The organism is Flavobacterium sp. JLP, from assembly GCF_015350755.1.
Classification (GTDB): Bacteria; Bacteroidota; Bacteroidia; order Flavobacteriales; family Flavobacteriaceae; genus Flavobacterium.
This window is the reverse complement of record NZ_JADKPS010000002.1, coordinates 337,327-354,443: the sequence shown is the minus strand read 5'-3', so window position 1 is coordinate 354,443 and position 17,117 is coordinate 337,327. Positions and strand designations below refer to the sequence as shown.

The 17,117-nt window shown below is 34.7% G+C and carries 15 protein-coding genes; all 15 read right to left on the bottom strand.

Annotated features, from left to right (window positions below; genetic code table 11):
* Positions 1-38 precede the first annotated feature (38 nt).
* Positions 39-1,055 (bottom strand): helix-turn-helix domain-containing protein, encoded by a 1,017-nt coding sequence (locus IRZ83_RS06985; RefSeq protein ID WP_228515117.1) that lies wholly within the window; start codon positions 1,053-1,055, stop codon positions 39-41.
* Positions 1,056-1,383: 328 nt separating this feature from the next.
* Positions 1,384-1,968 carry a DUF4136 domain-containing protein gene (locus IRZ83_RS06980; RefSeq protein WP_029271488.1) on the bottom strand — a complete coding sequence of 195 codons (585 nt, stop codon included), beginning with the start codon at positions 1,966-1,968 and terminating at the stop codon, positions 1,384-1,386.
* Between the two features lie 255 nt (positions 1,969-2,223).
* Positions 2,224-2,970 (bottom strand): DUF6515 family protein, encoded by a 747-nt coding sequence (locus IRZ83_RS06975; RefSeq protein WP_194567741.1) that lies wholly within the window; start codon positions 2,968-2,970, stop codon positions 2,224-2,226.
* A gap of 19 nt (positions 2,971-2,989) precedes the next feature.
* On the bottom strand, positions 2,990-3,730 hold the full coding sequence (locus IRZ83_RS06970) for a DUF2092 domain-containing protein (protein WP_194567739.1): 741 nt from the start codon (positions 3,728-3,730) through the stop codon (positions 2,990-2,992).
* 27 nt (positions 3,731-3,757) lie between these two features.
* Complete coding sequence (locus tag IRZ83_RS06965) at positions 3,758-5,257, bottom strand: DUF2252 domain-containing protein (RefSeq protein ID WP_228520669.1); 1,500 nt, start codon at positions 5,255-5,257, stop codon at positions 3,758-3,760.
* Complete coding sequence (locus tag IRZ83_RS06960; protein WP_194567737.1) at positions 5,208-6,617, bottom strand: DUF1254 domain-containing protein; 1,410 nt, start codon at positions 6,615-6,617, stop codon at positions 5,208-5,210. Before IRZ83_RS06960 ends, IRZ83_RS06965 begins: the two co-directional genes overlap by 50 nt.
* Before the next feature lie 24 nt (positions 6,618-6,641).
* Positions 6,642-8,132: a DUF1254 domain-containing protein gene (locus tag IRZ83_RS06955; protein WP_228520668.1), complete on the bottom strand. Its 1,491-nt coding sequence runs from the start codon at positions 8,130-8,132 to the stop codon at positions 6,642-6,644.
* Between the two features lie 68 nt (positions 8,133-8,200).
* Positions 8,201-9,028, bottom strand: coding sequence for a hypothetical protein (locus tag IRZ83_RS06950; RefSeq protein WP_029271482.1), 828 nt, complete (start codon positions 9,026-9,028; stop codon positions 8,201-8,203).
* 94 nt (positions 9,029-9,122) lie between these two features.
* On the bottom strand, positions 9,123-10,139 hold the full coding sequence (locus tag IRZ83_RS06945) for an HAD family hydrolase (RefSeq protein WP_194567735.1): 1,017 nt from the start codon (positions 10,137-10,139) through the stop codon (positions 9,123-9,125).
* A 61-nt stretch (positions 10,140-10,200) separates the two neighbouring features.
* Positions 10,201-11,853: an arylsulfatase gene (locus IRZ83_RS06940; RefSeq protein ID WP_194567733.1), complete on the bottom strand. Its 1,653-nt coding sequence runs from the start codon at positions 11,851-11,853 to the stop codon at positions 10,201-10,203.
* 572 nt (positions 11,854-12,425) lie between these two features.
* Positions 12,426-13,856 (bottom strand): pyruvate kinase, encoded by a 1,431-nt coding sequence (pyk, locus tag IRZ83_RS06935; protein ID WP_194568287.1) that lies wholly within the window; start codon positions 13,854-13,856, stop codon positions 12,426-12,428.
* Between the two features lie 8 nt (positions 13,857-13,864).
* Positions 13,865-14,353, bottom strand: coding sequence for an IPExxxVDY family protein (locus tag IRZ83_RS06930; RefSeq protein ID WP_029271478.1), 489 nt, complete (start codon positions 14,351-14,353; stop codon positions 13,865-13,867).
* 125 nt (positions 14,354-14,478) lie between these two features.
* On the bottom strand, positions 14,479-15,219 hold the full coding sequence (gene rnc / locus IRZ83_RS06925) for a ribonuclease III (RefSeq protein ID WP_029271477.1): 741 nt from the start codon (positions 15,217-15,219) through the stop codon (positions 14,479-14,481).
* A 9-nt stretch (positions 15,220-15,228) separates the two neighbouring features.
* Positions 15,229-16,482: a beta-ketoacyl-ACP synthase II gene (fabF, locus tag IRZ83_RS06920; protein ID WP_029271476.1), complete on the bottom strand. Its 1,254-nt coding sequence runs from the start codon at positions 16,480-16,482 to the stop codon at positions 15,229-15,231.
* A gap of 252 nt (positions 16,483-16,734) precedes the next feature.
* Complete coding sequence (locus IRZ83_RS06915; protein ID WP_007137004.1) at positions 16,735-16,971, bottom strand: acyl carrier protein; 237 nt, start codon at positions 16,969-16,971, stop codon at positions 16,735-16,737.
* Positions 16,972-17,117: the final 146 nt, after the last annotated feature.

Here is a 17,117-nt window from a genome sequence, read left to right as displayed (position 1 = left end):
AATGAGCCTTGACAACCAATCTCTGCAAACATTGTTTCTCAGTTTGAAGATTGTTTTAAATAAAAAGTATTTGTTTTATCAGGATTTATTCGAATAACCTTGAAGTATTCTGAAGGCGATTTCCCGGTATGTTTTATAAAAGCTCTAAAACATGTTGTTCTCGATTTAAAACCAGAACCCCAGGCCATGCCTTCAAGAGATAGATCTTTCCATTCTGGGTCGTTTATTTTTTCTTTGAAATATTCAATTCTCTTTAAATTCACATAATCCTGAAAGTGCAGGTTGAACTCTGAATTAATTAAATTAGAAATATGATGTACTGAGATTCCTGTAGCATCTGAAATATCTCGAATTACTAAATCTTTCTTTAAAAAGAGCTCTTCTGAGGCAAAAATGCTTTCTAATTTGTCCAGATATATTTGTTTTTTTTCATCTGTTAATTCCTTTATCAAGGGCAAGACGTTTTTATTTGCAGATGATTTTATCAGAATCAGATGATTTTCTTTCAAATCAAAATTTTCAGCACTATCTTCTATCTCATTTTCTTCATTCGGATCATAAAAAATCTGTGGCTTAAAATAGAGCCATCCAACAGTAAAAACAAGTACAGATGAAATAAGAATGTAACAGGAGAAATCGATACTGTCGATCTTATTAGTCAAGAAATAATGAACAAAAAGTGTAGAGAACAAAAATAATATCATTAAATTATATAGCCTGATCCAGCTTAAAACTTTGATACGATTAAAATGATTTTCTTTGAATTTTTTTAAATCATAACTCAAAATCATCATTGTCTGACAAAATGCGTACATAAGCCAAATCGTTAAACTCAGCATCGAGAAAGGACTTTTTATTTTAGCCGAAAGGTGTTCTGCAATATGAAGGTCAATAACATTTCCTATCCAGACAAAAACCGTTAAGCTGAAATATAAAAGGAAAGGCAAAAAATGAAGCCAGTCGTGTTTTTTAAATATTCGATCTGAAAATAAAACACTTCTCACATATAAAAAAGCAGAAGGAGCTACTAAAAAGATAAAGGATTTTGTGATCATAAAAAGATCAGGGAAGTGCTTAAAAATATTGGCCGATAAATAAAAATTATAGATACTTACAACTGCTAGACTGAACAGGAATAGGCCTAAGAAAAAACTTTTTGAATAATTTTTTTTCGAAAACAAGACCATAAACGATGTTGCAAAGCCAACCAATGTAGCTATAAAAAAGAAAAGTGAAAGTACTATATCGAGCATATATTTAAGCTTAGGTTATGGAATATCTTTATCTTATTAAAAAGAATAACTAAGAAAGTGATGCGTACTTTGCTTAAGTTATACTTATCCTGCTACAGATAAGCATAACTTTTATAGAACAAGCCTTAAGCTATTTTTTTGCTGCTCCTGGAGGAAAACCTGCTAATATTTTTTTGATAGCACCAGCAATAAATTCTTCTGGATTATCTGGTTTACTGTCAATTTGAGCATTTCCGATGCCTTGCCAAACCAGTTTTTGTGTTTTGGTTGATACAATATCAATTACCAGTGATCCGTCAACATAATCGTAGGTATTAAATGTGGTAGAACCGCCACCCATCATGGCGCCTCCTCCCCAATATCCGTACGGACGATACATACCGCCGTAACCATAGAAATTGCTGTCGGCTGTAACTTGTGTTTTGTTTTTTAGGATAGAAACAGCATTTACTTTTAAATCTGGGTTACTGCTGGTTTCTGTAAATCCTTTGGCTATCATCTCTGCGCGAATTGCCTTTGTAACCCGATCAACATTTAGCTGATTTACCTGTCCTTCCTGTGCTCTTAAATCATAAACCGCAAATGTTTTATATTCGCCAAAATTGGCAGCATGATCATAATCTGTAGTAACACTTACTGTTGGTGAACAGCTGTAAATTAAACCCAAAAAAAGTATTGGGATTATTATTCGAAGATTCTTTCTTTTAATATTCATTTTGTAATTTTTTAAATTAGCAATTAAATTTTGTTTAACTTGAAATTATTAAAATTCAACAAATCTTAAAATGAGCGTAAAATCGTATTAAACAAGTGTGAGTTTTACACAAAATGCTATAATACAATACATTACCATAGTCTCAAAGATAAATTATTTTCTTTAATTAACATAGCAGAATCGTAAAATTCTTACTTATTTCGTTAGACATAATTAGGCACAATTTATAATAGAAACAAGCTCACAGTTTTTGTTTTATTTTCCTTGAACAACAACATAACTGTCTTGCCCATCTTTTGATATGGGCTGGTAATAAACATTATTGTAAATCATATATTTTTGCCCGTCTATTGTTTTCTCTTCAGAACCTTCGGGAAGATGCGTAACGACAGCGCCTACAGGTGCATTTATCACTTTATATTTAGTGGAGTCTTTAGTATAATAAGTTCCTCCATAATAGTAATAGTCTTTTCCCGAGACATTAATCGTGACATAGCCTTTTGGCAGTTCTGAAATTGTCGCTCCAATTGGCGCAGGAACCACTTTGTATCCGCCAGAATCTTTTACATAATAAACTCCTTCATCATAGTTATACTGATTGTTCTCTATCGTAATTACAATTGCAGCCGTCGTTAATGTCGCCGCAAAGAACCCGATTGGATACCAAGTTGGTCCCCAATAGTACGGAACAAACGGATGATAAATATAGGGATATGGTACCGGATACGGGTGAAACGGCGGTGGAGGCAATGGCCTAGGATATGGATGTGGCGGTATTGGTCTTGGTGCGGGTGGAATAGGTCTTGGCCCTGGCGGAATAGGTCGCGGTCCCGGAGGAATCGGTCTTGGCTCCGGCGGATGAAATGGCATTGGCCTTGGCATTACGGCATGTGGAGTAAAATGCCCGAAACGCTGTGCATTTGCAGATTCTGGTAATAGCATTATTACAAATACTACAGCAAGAATCAAGGATTTTATATGTTTTAATAGATCTAATTTCATGATTGTAGAATTATTATGATTATTTTTTTATCTCTCTCGGTAAAATTTTCACCTTTGAAGCTTTTGGAGGTGCTATAAATTCAAACATATAATCAGGAAAATCAGGATTTATAATCCAATCTTTATAAACAGCTTCGTACTGTGGCTTATCTTTATCGCTAGTATAAATTATCACCATTTTTAGAGGCAGAAAAAAATCATCATTCGAAATCCAGAATTGAAAACTTTTGTTTTTATCTGTTCCTGCAATATGATAACACTCTTTGTCATCGATGATTGTTTTTCCTAAATAGATCAAATTTCCTTGTTCTGATCTCAAATCATCTAGAAACGATTCATAGAAAAAATCAGCAGCCGGAAACTCGATTCCAAATTTCTTGCTGGTTTCATCAATGGTTTCAATAACTGATTTGGGTGCTGGCGTATCGGCATACGTATTATTATCAAAAGAGTAATAACTCAATGTTTTGCCATTGTACCACAAGCTTCGATTTCCTTTATCACCTGACGAAATGATTTTCATTTTATCTGGAAATTTAATCGATACTTTTTCATTTACAGAATGCTTGATTAAACCCAGGCTTTCATTAAAAACATCATAAGTCAATGTCGATTTGAAGCTGCATGATTTTATATACTGCAATGATTCAGTAGTTCTGTTTAATATAAAAACAGCAGTAGAATCAATACGTTGCGTTTGCCCTTTAGCTGTGATTGTTATAATCAACAAGCCTATTAAAAATAAAAACTTTTTACTCATACTTACCTTTTTTAATTAATGCAAAAGTTAGATTTCAGCAGAAACTGGCAATCTTCCTTCTTTTATAGCTTCTAACATTTTATTATAATCGGCTTCATTTTGATCGACGTAAGCCATAGAAAATCTAGAAATGGCATTGGCAAATTCGTTACTGTTCCCAATATATCCTGATAATTCTGAGGGATCTCCTGTACGGGCATGTGCTCGCGCCAGTGCCCAACCGCAGGCTTTAGCATAATCAACCATATTTCTTGCTTTCATGATTTCGAGAATAGGTTTTACTTTAGCATCTCGAAGCTGCCTTATATAGAAAAACTTATTGTGATCATCATTTGTCCATCCCAAAAACATATCTGAAGCAGACTGCATCAGCTTCTGCCCCATTACGATTCGTTCGCCCTGATGGGTGTATTTGCTTTTTGCATTTACATTTTCTTCTAAAACACTTTTTCTAGCTTCTTTAAATTGTAAAAAAATAGGTTCTCCCGTAGCCGACATCAATAAACTGATTCCGCAAAGTGTTCCTACACTTCCTACGCCTACCACTTTTATTGCCAAGTCATGCAAACTGTACCTACTTAAAAGCACTTTTTTTTCATCAGATAAAGTTTGTATATAGCGTTTATGAACGATTTCCGCTTCTTTTAAAATTCGCTTTCCTTCTTCTCCTGAAGGATGAAAAATTAATGGCGGATCATCTTTTATCCGAGCTCGAGAACCATCTTGATACGTCATTTTTGCAAACTCTTTTTCATGAGCTGTATATTCTGCTGCTTTTTTTATTCGCTTTTGCTGAAATTCCTTAAGTTCTTCATCTTCTCCTCTTTCAATAAGTTCAGCTAAATCAATATCAGCATACCAAATTTGAAGTGCCGATAATTTACTGTAATCCAGCATATGCCTTTTATAACTGTCGGCAACATTCCATGCAAATTCTTTACAGGTTTTATTCGAAAATTTTCTCCATCTTCCGGCAATGGCAAAACTTGCTGCAAGTCTTTTTACATCCCATTCCCATGGGCCGGGAAATGTCTCGTCAAAATCATTTATATCAAAAACCAATTTGCGCTCTGGTGTTGCAAATCCTCCAAAGTTCATTAAATGACAATCGCCGCAAAGCTGTAAATTTATTCCGGTATTAGGTGTGTGTCTCAAATCAGCAGCCATAATTGCTGCAGCTCCTCTAAAAAATGAAAAAGGCGATTCCATCATGCGGCTGTAGCGAATTGGCAATAAACTTTCCATCCTTCCTATACTTGTTTTTATCAAAATTTCGACAGGATCTTCTCGATTTTCTGATGGATTCCATTCTTGCTGCGACGAACGAGGCGTAATTTTTCTGATAGCCACGCCTTTTTCGAAACGTGTCGCTTTTGATGCTGCTGGATCAAATAGATTTTCGATATTTTCTAATTTTTCAGCCATAATACCCATTTTACTCCTGATCACTTTGTCTGTAAAGCTTACATTTTTGCTGCTAATTTGTTTTTTCTGGTAATGGTATTTTCCACTCTCCGCTTGTAACATTTTTGGCTGGTCCATAAAGCCTGACAATAATGTTAAAACCTCCTTTTTGAGGCGATGGCAGCCAATTATTTTCTTTGTCTTTTCCAGGCGAATCCGTTTGCAGATAGATAATTAAATCTCCATTTGGTTCGTACTTAATTCCTTTTGTACGATCGCCTATCGAATATCTGTTAATTGGATTTTTTACCAAATTACGTTGTGGCAAATTGTACATGGTTATACTCCAAAAATAATCTACAGCCGGTAATTGTTCTTTCTTAAAATGAAGGACATACTTATTGGCACCGTCTAATGGTTTTCCATCTTTATCATTCATGGAGCCCACATAAACTGCTTCTTCTTTTGTATTGCCATATATTCCCATTGCAGCAGCAGTAGCTCGTGAAACATAGTTGTTTTTTAAATCAGCCCGGCTACCAAAAAGATTAAGGGAACTTGTGGTTTTACTAATACTTTCTTCTAAAACTTTTCCTCCCTCCGCAATACCTTGTCCAATGGCTTTAAGAATCTCGGGAGAGAATTTAGATTTATCGAAAGGAACGCCCGGAACAATTCCGATTTTGGCAAAACGTTCTAAAAGTTCTTTTTCACTTTTATCAGGAACGGTGTATTGCAGTAAAGAATTAAGAACATTGATAAATTCAAGTGATTTATAATCGGCTTCTTTCCATTCTGGCAAAGGCATAGCATATTTTACTGCTTCCGGAGCCGTGGTTTTGCTATACTCGTGCAACGGAATTAAGCGATAACCGCTTTGAATTTTTTTGATAACGTTTGTTTCACCTACATTATCCATTTCGGTACGTCCCAAAATCGTTACTAAATTAGTTTCAGAAGTAAAAACTTTATCGATGCCTTTAGGCGTTTCTCCTTTCCATTTAGGACCTGCAACAAGGTACTTACCCGCCTTATTTCCCGTAGCTCTTGAACCTACATAGGCAAAATTATAGGTGTACGCATCTATAAGCTGCATAACATAATATCTTTTGTTTGTAATTTCAGGAACTTCCAGTACTACAGGTTCATCTGAAAGATTTAATATTGCCCAAGAATATGGAGTATCATTATTGGGCGTTACAATGGTGGTATCTAATGCTGTAAAACTGTTAGAATAATTTTTAAAAGTATTAAAGTTCTTCGCACCATTTGGATTGTTTTTATCTAAAGCATAAGAATATACCGTTTTGTAATTGTAGAATATAGGAAAACCATAAATCCAGGCTTCTTTTGCAATTGCTCTGGCAGAATCAACTGAAATAGATGCATCTGAATTGACAACAGTTTCGTCTTTTTTATCTTTTTTACACGAAACAACTATCAATATCAGGATCGAGAGAAATAAAGTTATTTGCTTTTTCATTTTAATTGATTTGTCGGTTACTGTTTATTTCACTTCTTTAATATCATCCATTTTCCAACTCTTATCGAAATAAGCTGCTGTCGGCCCATAAAAACGCATATAAGTAAACCAGTGTTTTCCAGGTAAAGTCTGCACCCAGTTTTTCTCTTTTCCTGCCGGAGCTTTTGGCCCAAAATACAAATCAACAGAGCCATCTGCATTTTTTATCAGATCCTTGCGAGAAGATAAATCGGCATTCTTTTGCGGATTATCAATCAAACAGCGCGTTGCTGTATCGTAAACCGTAATCGACCAGAAATTAACTGCCGGCGGATTTGCAGGAACTTTCAGCGTGTAATTTTTACCGCCGTCTAACCAGTTTCCTTCACTGTCATAATACGAGCCTAAATACGCCTGACCCACATTTGGAATTTTGGTAATCATCGCTTTTGAATACGTAACGGCTTCATAGAAATAAGAAGTTCTTTCGAAGAATTCATCGTAATTATCGGCATGTTGCGACGGATCTTTAATAATCATTACATAATCCCATTTTTTATCTGGCCAGTGTTTTACAGCTGCGAATCTTTTGTTGAAAGAATTTGCCATGGCCATTTGTTGTCCTTTCGCAGCAGCGGCAATTAAAATTTTCTTTTGACGTTCGTCTGGCGTAAAAGGTTTGCCTTTTTCGATTCCGAGATTTCTAAGCCAGGCCATGAAAAAACGATCGCGTTCTTCGACTGGTTCGTTTTGTAAAATAGCATGAAGGCGTTCCCAATAGGCAATTCCTGTTGGCTGAATTCCGTACCATTTTTTGCCTGCCGGCGGACTTACCACTTTTGTCGGTGTTGGATTGGCGCGTTGTGCGTATGGATAAATTTTTACTTGTTTTACCAACGTTTCAGTTGCTTTTGGATCTGGATCTAATGCCCTGAATCCAAAAAACATATTTACTGTCGTACATGGCACTATAAAATATCCTGCTGGTTTGAAATCTTTCATTGTTGGCGGCACTAAAATATATTTTCCTCCTTTTCCTTTATCGGGCCCCATTTCTCCAATTACTGCCTGCTCACGTTGCCAGAAATCGCCAAGACCGCCTGCAGTATGTCCAGCTGGCATTTCAATAACCGTTGGTCCGTTTGCAGCAAGATCAATAAATGACATGATATAAGGCGTTGTAGCATTTCCTGTTAGAATTCCTAAACGGTCATTGTAAGTATTATAAAAAACAAGGTCATTACTGGTTGCATTAAATGTTTTGTAATGAATCTGCTGCCATTCGGCGAAAGCCACAATCGGAAGCCCCCATAAATAACATTGCGTTGCCTGCTGAAAATCCATTTCATCAAATAATGCCGGAATTGATTCTTTTGAAGGCAATTCACCATCCATCTTTATTGAAGTTCCAAACTCAGACGCTACAACTGTTGTAGTATCTGATGGAGATTTTTCATTTATGATAGTTTTTTTTTCACATCCGCTTATTACAATCAAGCACCAGGATGCCAAAATAATGAGAAAATTATTTTTCATAGTTTTTGTATTTGGATTAACTGGATAATACAATGACTCTTATTCGATAATAAATGTCAGGAAAACTTTTAAGAGCCTGGAAATACAAAAGCGACTACAGCTCTTAATCCCCAATCGGGTTTAATTTCATGAGGTCCAACAATTGGTATCAGGGGCATAACAGCAAACTGAACGACTTGATCTCCTAATTTGGTAACGGCTCCAATGGATGGATTTAAGGAAATTAAGGTTGTATTGGCTTCCCAGTTTTGAGTAATTTCGGCATTTACGCCTAAACTCGCCCCACTTTTGTAACTGTGCGAAAGAAAGATTTGTGTATAAAAACTATTAAAATCGGCACGGTCTTCATTGCCCGCAACTGACCAAATTTGATTGGCTATAAAACCCACAGAAAGTCCTTTACCCTGATGCATAACTAACATACTGGGTCCAACTCCAAATTTTTCTGTCCCTAAAAAATCATCTGTAGCTGTCGGAATCAAAAATGCAGGTCCGAACCCGAAAATAAGTCCTTTTGTTTTGGGTGCAAAAAATGCCGTTACAGTCGCGTCACTTAATCCAAATTGATGCGTATTTTCTCCTGTAATATCTCTTTGGTCTACAACCGGAAGAATATAACGTGTAATTAAATTAAGATTATCACTTAATTTAAAAGGAATTACGGGCTGTATATTTATCGTATATTTTGATCCGTTAAATGGTCCAATACCATAACTAAGATTGTTTTGTAATGGAACACTAATTAAACTTGCAACGGGATTTGCTAATTTATCTGCCAATTCTTGAGCACTTGCTCCGCCTTTTGGTTCATCCTGGGCAAAAGCGGCAAAATATGGCAAAAGAAAAATGGTGGTGCATAACAATTTTTTGAAAATATGAGATCTTATGCCTTTCATAATAATTCATTTAAAGATTCTTAATCATTTAAAACCAAAACGAAACAACTAAATGTAAAAAGTCGTTTCATTTTGATTTCTAACTAAATTCAAATTATTTATCTGCAAAAACTTTTTTCCAATCATCCTTAATACTGATTACACGATATTTGTATTTTGCAGCAGTATTTAATGACAGGTTGTCTTTTTCTTGGTAATTGTATTCTCTTATAGAATCATTATGATTTATAATTAATTGAAAAGAAGGATATTTACTTCCTTGAGAATATCTAAGCATTGCAAGGTCGCCTGCTCCGCCTTCGTTGCCACAGGCAAAAACAGGTCGTTGACCAATATGCAATTGAATGCCTATAGGTTTTCCTTCTTTATCATTAAATTGATCTAAAGCAGGCTCTCTTTTTATGGTATTTGCAGCATCATCAAATTTGTATTTGAAGGAAGTTCCTACCACTTGCTCTTTTGGAATTCCGTAGAAATCTGCAGCTATTGCACGAACCAATTCAATAGTTCCGCCAGTAACAATAAAAGTTTTAAATCCGTTTGCACGCAGGTAATGCAGCAGTTCTAATTGTGGCTGATACCTTATTTGTTTCAGAGAAACGTTTTTGCCTGGATATTTCGCTCCAGCAAAAAACTCTTTGGCAGAAGCTTCAAACTGGTCTTCGGTCATGCCGGTATGAGTTGCTGCAACAAGTTCAATTAGTGCTTTGTCTCCGCCTTTTTCAAAAAATGCTTTATCTTTTTCAACAACTGCTTTAAAAGGCTGTTTTTTAGCCAAATCCGGATTTGCTTCTACCATTTTTTTTACTCTGTAAAAAGCAAATAGTTCCTGGACATATGGTTTTTCAGCCCATAATGTTCCGTCATTATCAAAAGTGGCAATTCTGTTTTCGATCGGAATAAAATCAGCACTTCCTTTTGTAGTTACTTTTTTTACATAAGAAAGAATATCACTTTTTAATGTTCCGTCGTTCCAGCTTGGCAGCGGATCATCACTATTTGCAACAACTGCTGTACTGTCTTTTGGGTTTACGGTTACAGCATTATCAGACTTTTTACATGAAGTAAGTAAAAATAAAAATAGGGACACTATATATATTTTTCTATACATGATGTTGATTTTTTTAAATAATAGAGCTTGAACTATAGGAACTCAAGCTCTATTTTGATATCTATTTTTTCTTTGAAGCTGACTGATTTATTGCTTTTTCCAATTTAATTTGATCAAGAGTTTCTTCCATAATAGTTACAGGAGAAAAACTTGGCGGTATTGAGCGAGGAGGATATTCTTTAAAAGTTGATGCAAATTTCATTACTTCTACATTCATTCCATATACACTACCTATATGGTTAATTATCCAATCCCAATAGGTATTAGAAGTAAAGTCTGCTCTTTCATAAGGATCAAGATATAAATTAAATATTTTTTGCAAACGCAGTTTTGTAAAAGGTTCTGCCCACAATCCCATAGTTCCCTGCATACGCTGCTCTGCAAAAACATATTTATAATCTCCTAAGCGCATGCCTACAAGTAACCCATCATCATCAGAATAAAAGAAACGGTCCCTTGCACTTGTTGGTGTTTTTCCCTCTAAAAATGCAGATTGATCATATCCGTCTAAATGTACTTTGTATGTGTTTCCATTGGCTTTATAACCTTTCAACATTTTATTTACAATATCAGGTTCTCCTGCTATAGACACTAAAGTTGGAAACCAATCATTGTGACTCATCATTTCAGTAGTTACCTGACCTGGCTTGATAACGCCTGGCCAACGTACCATACAAGGAACTCTAAATGCGCCTTCCCAGTTGGTGTTTTTTTCAGAACGGAAAGAAGTATAACCACCATCAGGCCATGTATTCATATGAGGACCGTTATCTGTAGAATACACTACTAATGTATTGTCTGCAATTCCTAAATCATCTAAAACTTTTAAAAGTTCTCCAACAGTTAAATCATGCTCGATCATACCATCCATATATTCACTGTCTCCGTGTGTGAATCTTCCACGATGTTCTGCTCGTACGTGTGTACGCAAGTGCATACGTGTACCATTCCACCAAACGAAGAAAGGTTTTCCAGCAGCATTTTGTCTTTTAATAAAATCAATAGCGGCGGCAACAGTTTCATCGTCTATAGTTTCCATTCTCTTTTTAGTAAGAGCTCCGGTATCTTCAATTTTTTGCTTCCCAATTTTTCCAAAACGTGGATCCGTAATTGTCGGATCATCAACATTTGTGGCGGTACATTTTAGTACACCTCTAGGTCCATATTGTTTTAAATATGCTGGATCTTTAGGATAATCTGGTAATTCTGGTTCTTCTTCTGCATTTAAGTGATACAGATTTCCAAAGAATTCATCAAAACCATTAACAGTTGGAAGACTCTCGTTACGATCTCCTAAGTGGTTTTTTCCAAATTGTCCTGTAGCATATCCTAACTGCTTAAGTACGCCTGCAATTGTTGGGTCTAATTGACTCATTCCCATTGGTGCTCCTGGGAAACCAACTTTAGTCAATCCGGTACGTATACCATGCTGTCCTGTTATTAAAGCGGCACGACCTGCTGTACAGCTTTGTTCTGCATAATAATCTAAAAACCGTATTCCTTCATTACCTACGCGATCAATATTAGGAGTCATATATCCCATTAATCCATCACTGTAGGCACTAACATTTGTAGTTCCAATGTCATCACCCCAAATTATCAAAATATTGGGTTTCTTTGTATTTTGAGCTTCCATTTGAGAACCTGTGAAGCACACTAATGCAAAAAGTAATATCGCATTTTTTAATCCACTTGTAAGTCTACTTTGTTTCATGGTAATAAAATTTGTTAATAATTCTTTGTATAAATGGCATTTATAAATCGAATAGGAAAACTGATGTTTCAAATTTTACTGTATAAGTTGAGTATTTTTGAAACAGGAAAATTCTTAACATTTTTTTAAGTCTCTCAAAATTAGTTAATAAAAAATCTAACAACTGCATTTATAAGGCTTGACATTGTTTCATTTTATAAAATGAAACATCAAAAATGTTTTATTTTGCTCCATGATGTTGCATTTTATAAAATGCAACACTTAAAAATCATTTAATTAGGGATTTAGATATTTTTACCTAAATGGCAAAAAATATAATGCGCAGAAAAAACTCTTTAAACTAAATGTGGTTTTAACCAATTTTGTAAAAAGCAGTTCTTTATTTTGCTAAAAGTTTATTTTTTGATTGTAGTAAATTCTATTTTTGAAGAAGAAATTTATCTTTTACCTTAAATTATAAAGGAATTTAATGATTTAAAAAGGTACTTAAATGACTATATTTTTTAAAATAAGTCCAAAAAAAAAGCCATTCGACGCATATCGAATGGCTTTTAAAATATCTCTAAAAGAAATTATTCTATTTCAGAAACTCTCATGGTATTAACCATTCCTTTATCTTTAATTGGCATAGCTGCAAGGTTAATTAAGTAATCTCCTTTAACAGCATATCCTTTTTGAACTGCAATTTCATTAACATCAGTTACAGTATCATCTGTACTTTCATCTTTATCATAGAAGTATGATCTTACTCCCCATAATAAATTTAATTGTGTCAAGATTCTTCTGTTTGATGTAAATACTAAAATATGTGCTGCCGGTCTCCAAGCTGAAATTTGAAAAGCTGTATAACCGCTGTTTGTTAAAGTACAAATTGCTTTAGCTTTGATTTCATTTGCCAATAAAGCCGCTTGGTGACAAACCGTTTTAGTAACAAAACGTTTTGTTTTGATTTGAGGTGTATTTTGCGGTACTTGAATAAGTGGTGAATCTTCAACAGCTTCGCAAATTTGTGTCATTTTTTGAATAACTTGAACTGGATAATTTCCTGTAGCAGTTTCTCCAGACAACATTACTGCATCTGCTCCATCCATTACTGAGTTCGCAACGTCATTAACTTCTGCTCTTGTTGGAGTTAAACTTGTAATCATTGTTTCCATCATTTGAGTAGCAACGATAACCGGAATTCTAGCTGTTTTTGCTCTGCGGATCAAATCTTTTTGAACCAATGGTACTTCGTGTGCAGGAAGTTCAACTCCTAAATCTCCACGAGCAACCATTAAAGCGTCGCAATATGCTACAATTTTATCCATGTTCTCAAGAGCTTCTGGCATTTCAATTTTAGCAACAATCGGAATTTTATATTCTGAATGCTTCGCGATTAATTCTTGAAGATCTTGTAAATCGCGTGGTGTTTTCACGAATGAAAGAGCGATCCAGTCTACTTTTTGCTCAATAGCAAAAATAGCATCTGCAATATCTTTTTCAGTTAAAGCTGGCAAAGAAATTTTAGTGTTTGGAAGATTAACTCCTTTTTTAGATTTTAATTCTCCACCTTGAATAACTACCGCAGTAACTTCTGTCTTTTTATCAGTTGTAAGGATTTCAAAGATTAATTTACCATCGTCAAGCAAAATACGCTCACCTGGATTAACATCATTTGGAAAGTTTTGATATTTCATGAACACTTTTTGAGCTGTTCCTATAATATCTTCAGCAGTTGTAAAAGTAATAACATCACCATCATTTACTACTGTTCCTTCTTCCATTACCCCAACTCTAAGTTTTGGTCCCTGCAAATCACCCAGGATCGCAGTTGTGTAACCAAACTCTTCGTTAAGACCTCTAATAATACTAATTTTATCTTTTACTCCTTCGTAATCAGCATGCGAAAAATTGATTCTAAACACGTTAACCCCTGCCTCGATCATATCTTTGATAATCTCTCTCGTACTACATGCAGGCCCAAGTGTAGCAACAATTTTGGTTTTTTTGTTTGTTTTTATCATTTCTTTTAAAAAATTAGATTGTTTTTTGATTTTATTTTATCAGTATCTACAGCATATATAGCCGCAATACTTTCTATAGTCTTTAATTGTTTTTGGATTTCTGAAAAATCTAAAGCCTCTTCGCTATTTTCTATTTTCAGGAAAAAATCTACTTTTTTGAATTCAGGAAGTAAATGAATTGTTGTTGAAACCTCACTTGTTTCATTAGAAAACAAATTCTGAAAATCATTTGTACTCACTGAAATGATCTCATTTTTATTCTGAATCAAATTCCATGAAACTGCTTTTTCGGAATCATAATAATAGAATCTTGAAAAATTTGCCTCTCCTTCCTTAGTTTGAGCATGGATCTCGTTTTTGCTCTTACTTAAGTTTATAGGAAGAATTTTATTGATAAAATAGGCCAGTCTATAATCTTCTAGTGAAGTATGAATTGCCATTAAATAATAATCAATCTCGTCAAATTCGTCTAAATCCAATCTATGAATAGCCATGTCATGAAAAATCAAGGTGTAAATATACTATTTCTAACGGAGCATCAATAGTTATGATGTGCTTGTTTTTGTTAATTTATAAACGAAAACGTTATAGCTTTAAGATAGTTACAGCTATTTTGTAGCTATTTCTTGTCTATTTTCTCCTGAAATGCAAAATAAGCTCTTTGTGATGCTTTTTCTTCTGCCTTCTTTTTTGAAGTTGCTCGCGCTCTTGCGATTACTTTATCGTCTATACTTAATTTAACACCAAATAAACGCTGACCGTCTATACCGTTATCTTCAAAAATATCGTAGTGAAAGATTCTCTTTTCTTTCTGACACCATTCGATAACCAAACTTTTATAGCTAATTACTTTTCCTTCTAATCGAGCAATATCGACATAAGGCGTAATAACTCTTTTTTGAATAAATCGCTCACACGACGAATATCCTCTGTCTAAATAAATCGCTCCAATAAGTGATTCGAAAATATTACCATGAATATTTTCTCCAAAATGCTGAATTGGCACTTTGCTTTCTACAAAGCGAACTAAATTTAAATCTTTGCCCAATTCATTCAAATGCTCTCGACTCACAATTTTTGAGCGCATCTTGGTTAGATAACCTTCATCTCCGTTAGGTGCCTTATTAAATAGGTGTGCTGCAATTACAGCACTTAACATGGCATCTCCCAGAAATTCTAATCGTTCATAATTAATTGGATGTCCTGACTGATCTAATTTATTAGAAGATCTATGTGTAAAAGCTTTCTTATAAAAATCGATATTAACAGGCTGAAAACCAAGTATTTTCTGAATAGTGTCAAAAAAAATCCCGTCTTCTAGAGAACGGGATTTTGAAAATATTTTTTTGATAATATTCATATACAGAAATTAATCAACTAATTTTTTAAACAATACACATGCATTGTGTCCACCAAAACCAAACGTGTTACTCATGGCAACATTTACTACTCTCTCTTGAGGTTTGTTTAAAGTAAGGTTTAATGCTGGATCAATATTTTCATCTACAACCTTGTGATTAATCGTTGGAGGAACAATACTGTGCTGCATTGCCAATATAGAAGCAATTGCTTCGATAGCTCCAGCTGCACCAAGTAAATGCCCTGTCATTGATTTAGTAGAATTGATATTGATATTTTTTGCATGATCACCAAATACAGCGCTTATTGCTTTTAATTCGGCAACGTCTCCTAATGGAGTAGAAGTTCCGTGTGTGTTGATATGATCAACATCTTCCGGATTCATTCCAGCATCTCTTAATGTATTTTTCATTACAGCAATAACTCCAATTCCTTCTGGGTGTGGTGCTGTTAAGTGGTAAGCATCAGATGACATACCGCCTCCGCCAATTTCGCAATAAATTTTTGCGCCTCTGGCTTTAGCATGTTCATAATCTTCTAGAACTAGAGCTCCTGCTCCTTCTCCTAATACGAAACCATCTCTGGTTGCATCAAAAGGTCTTGAAGCTGTTTCTGGACTTTCGTTTCTTGTAGACAAAGCGTGCATAGAGTTAAAACCTCCCATACCTGCAATCGTAATTGCAGCTTCTGAACCACCTGAAATAATAACATCACACATTCCTAAACGAATGTAGTTGAAAGCGTCAATTAATGCATTTGCAGATGATGCACATGCAGAAACAGTCGTATAATTTGGACCCATATACCCATTACGCATCGAAATGTGCGCAGGAGCAATATCGGCAATCATTTTAGGAATAAAAAACGGATTGAATTTTGGAGTTCCGTCACCTTTAGCGTAATAAATTACTTCTTCTTGAAACGTTTCTAAACCTCCAATTCCAGCTCCCCAGATAACACCAACTCTTGTTTTATCGATATTATCATTTGTAAGTCCAGCATCTTTGATAGCTTCATCACTGGCTGCAATTGCATATTGAGCAAATTTATCTAATCTTCGAGATTCCTTGCGATCCATGTAATCTTCAATATTGAAGTTTTTTACTTCGCAGGCAAATTTCGTTTTATGCTTCTCTGTATCATAATATGTTATAGGAGCCGCTCCGCTAACCCCATTCACAAGTGCATTCCAATAATCCTGGATATTATTCCCGATAGGAGTAAGTGCACCTAATCCTGTTACAACAACTCGCCTTAATGCCATAAATATGTTTTTTGTGCTTTAAACAAATAAAACCCACGCTTTCTTAACTGTATTGTTACTTAAGAGCCATGGGCATTACAATATAAATATATCTTTTTGATTGAAAATCAATCGAAATTTAAATTTTAAAAAAATAATAACACCCGACCTTTAAAAATTTCATTTTTTTAAAAAACAAACTCCAATTTTGGAATTTGGTCCCGAAACTTCGGGATTAAAATTTGGAATTTTTAAAATTCGGGTGCGGTATTATTATTTTTTAGCTTCCTCGATATAAGAAATAGCTTGACCTACAGTAGCAATGTTTTCTGCTTGATCGTCTGGAATTTGAATATCAAATTCTTTTTCGAATTCCATAATAAGCTCAACAGTGTCTAATGAGTCAGCTCCTAAATCATTAGTGAAGCTTGCTTCTGTTACAACTTCGTTTTCGTCAACACCTAATTTGTCTACGATAATCGCTTTTACTCTTGATGCAATGTCTGACATAATCTTTAATTTTAGAATTTAATTTGTTGGCAAAAATAAAAAACTTTATTTTAAAACCACGATTTAGTTTATAAATGTAACACTAATTTATAAAATTAATTTCAAGAAAGCCCTTTTAATACTATTTATTTTCGATTTTTATTCCG

Bases quoted from the DNA above. Each gene is read 5' to 3' on its own strand.
- IRZ83_RS06985 (WP_228515117.1), bottom strand. From the start codon at position 1,055: ATGATCACAAAATCCTTTATCTTTTTAGTAGCTCCTTCTGCTTTTTTA.
- IRZ83_RS06980 (WP_029271488.1), bottom strand. From the start codon at position 1,968: ATGAATATTAAAAGAAAGAATCTTCGAATAATAATCCCAATACTTTTT.
- IRZ83_RS06975 (WP_194567741.1), bottom strand. From the start codon at position 2,970: ATGAAATTAGATCTATTAAAACATATAAAATCCTTGATTCTTGCTGTA.
- IRZ83_RS06970 (WP_194567739.1), bottom strand. From the start codon at position 3,730: ATGAGTAAAAAGTTTTTATTTTTAATAGGCTTGTTGATTATAACAATC.
- IRZ83_RS06965 (WP_228520669.1), bottom strand. From the start codon at position 5,257: ATGTTACAAGCGGAGAGTGGAAAATACCATTACCAGAAAAAACAAATT.
- IRZ83_RS06960 (WP_194567737.1), bottom strand. From the start codon at position 6,617: ATGAAAAAGCAAATAACTTTATTTCTCTCGATCCTGATATTGATAGTT.
- IRZ83_RS06955 (WP_228520668.1), bottom strand. From the start codon at position 8,132: ATGAAAAATAATTTTCTCATTATTTTGGCATCCTGGTGCTTGATTGTA.
- IRZ83_RS06950 (WP_029271482.1), bottom strand. From the start codon at position 9,028: ATGAAAGGCATAAGATCTCATATTTTCAAAAAATTGTTATGCACCACC.
- IRZ83_RS06945 (WP_194567735.1), bottom strand. From the start codon at position 10,139: ATGTATAGAAAAATATATATAGTGTCCCTATTTTTATTTTTACTTACT.
- IRZ83_RS06940 (WP_194567733.1), bottom strand. From the start codon at position 11,853: ATGAAACAAAGTAGACTTACAAGTGGATTAAAAAATGCGATATTACTT.
- IRZ83_RS06930 (WP_029271478.1), bottom strand. From the start codon at position 14,353: ATGGCTATTCATAGATTGGATTTAGACGAATTTGACGAGATTGATTAT.
- rnc (WP_029271477.1), bottom strand. From the start codon at position 15,219: ATGAATATTATCAAAAAAATATTTTCAAAATCCCGTTCTCTAGAAGAC.
- fabF (WP_029271476.1), bottom strand. From the start codon at position 16,482: ATGGCATTAAGGCGAGTTGTTGTAACAGGATTAGGTGCACTTACTCCT.
- IRZ83_RS06915 (WP_007137004.1), bottom strand. From the start codon at position 16,971: ATGTCAGACATTGCATCAAGAGTAAAAGCGATTATCGTAGACAAATTA.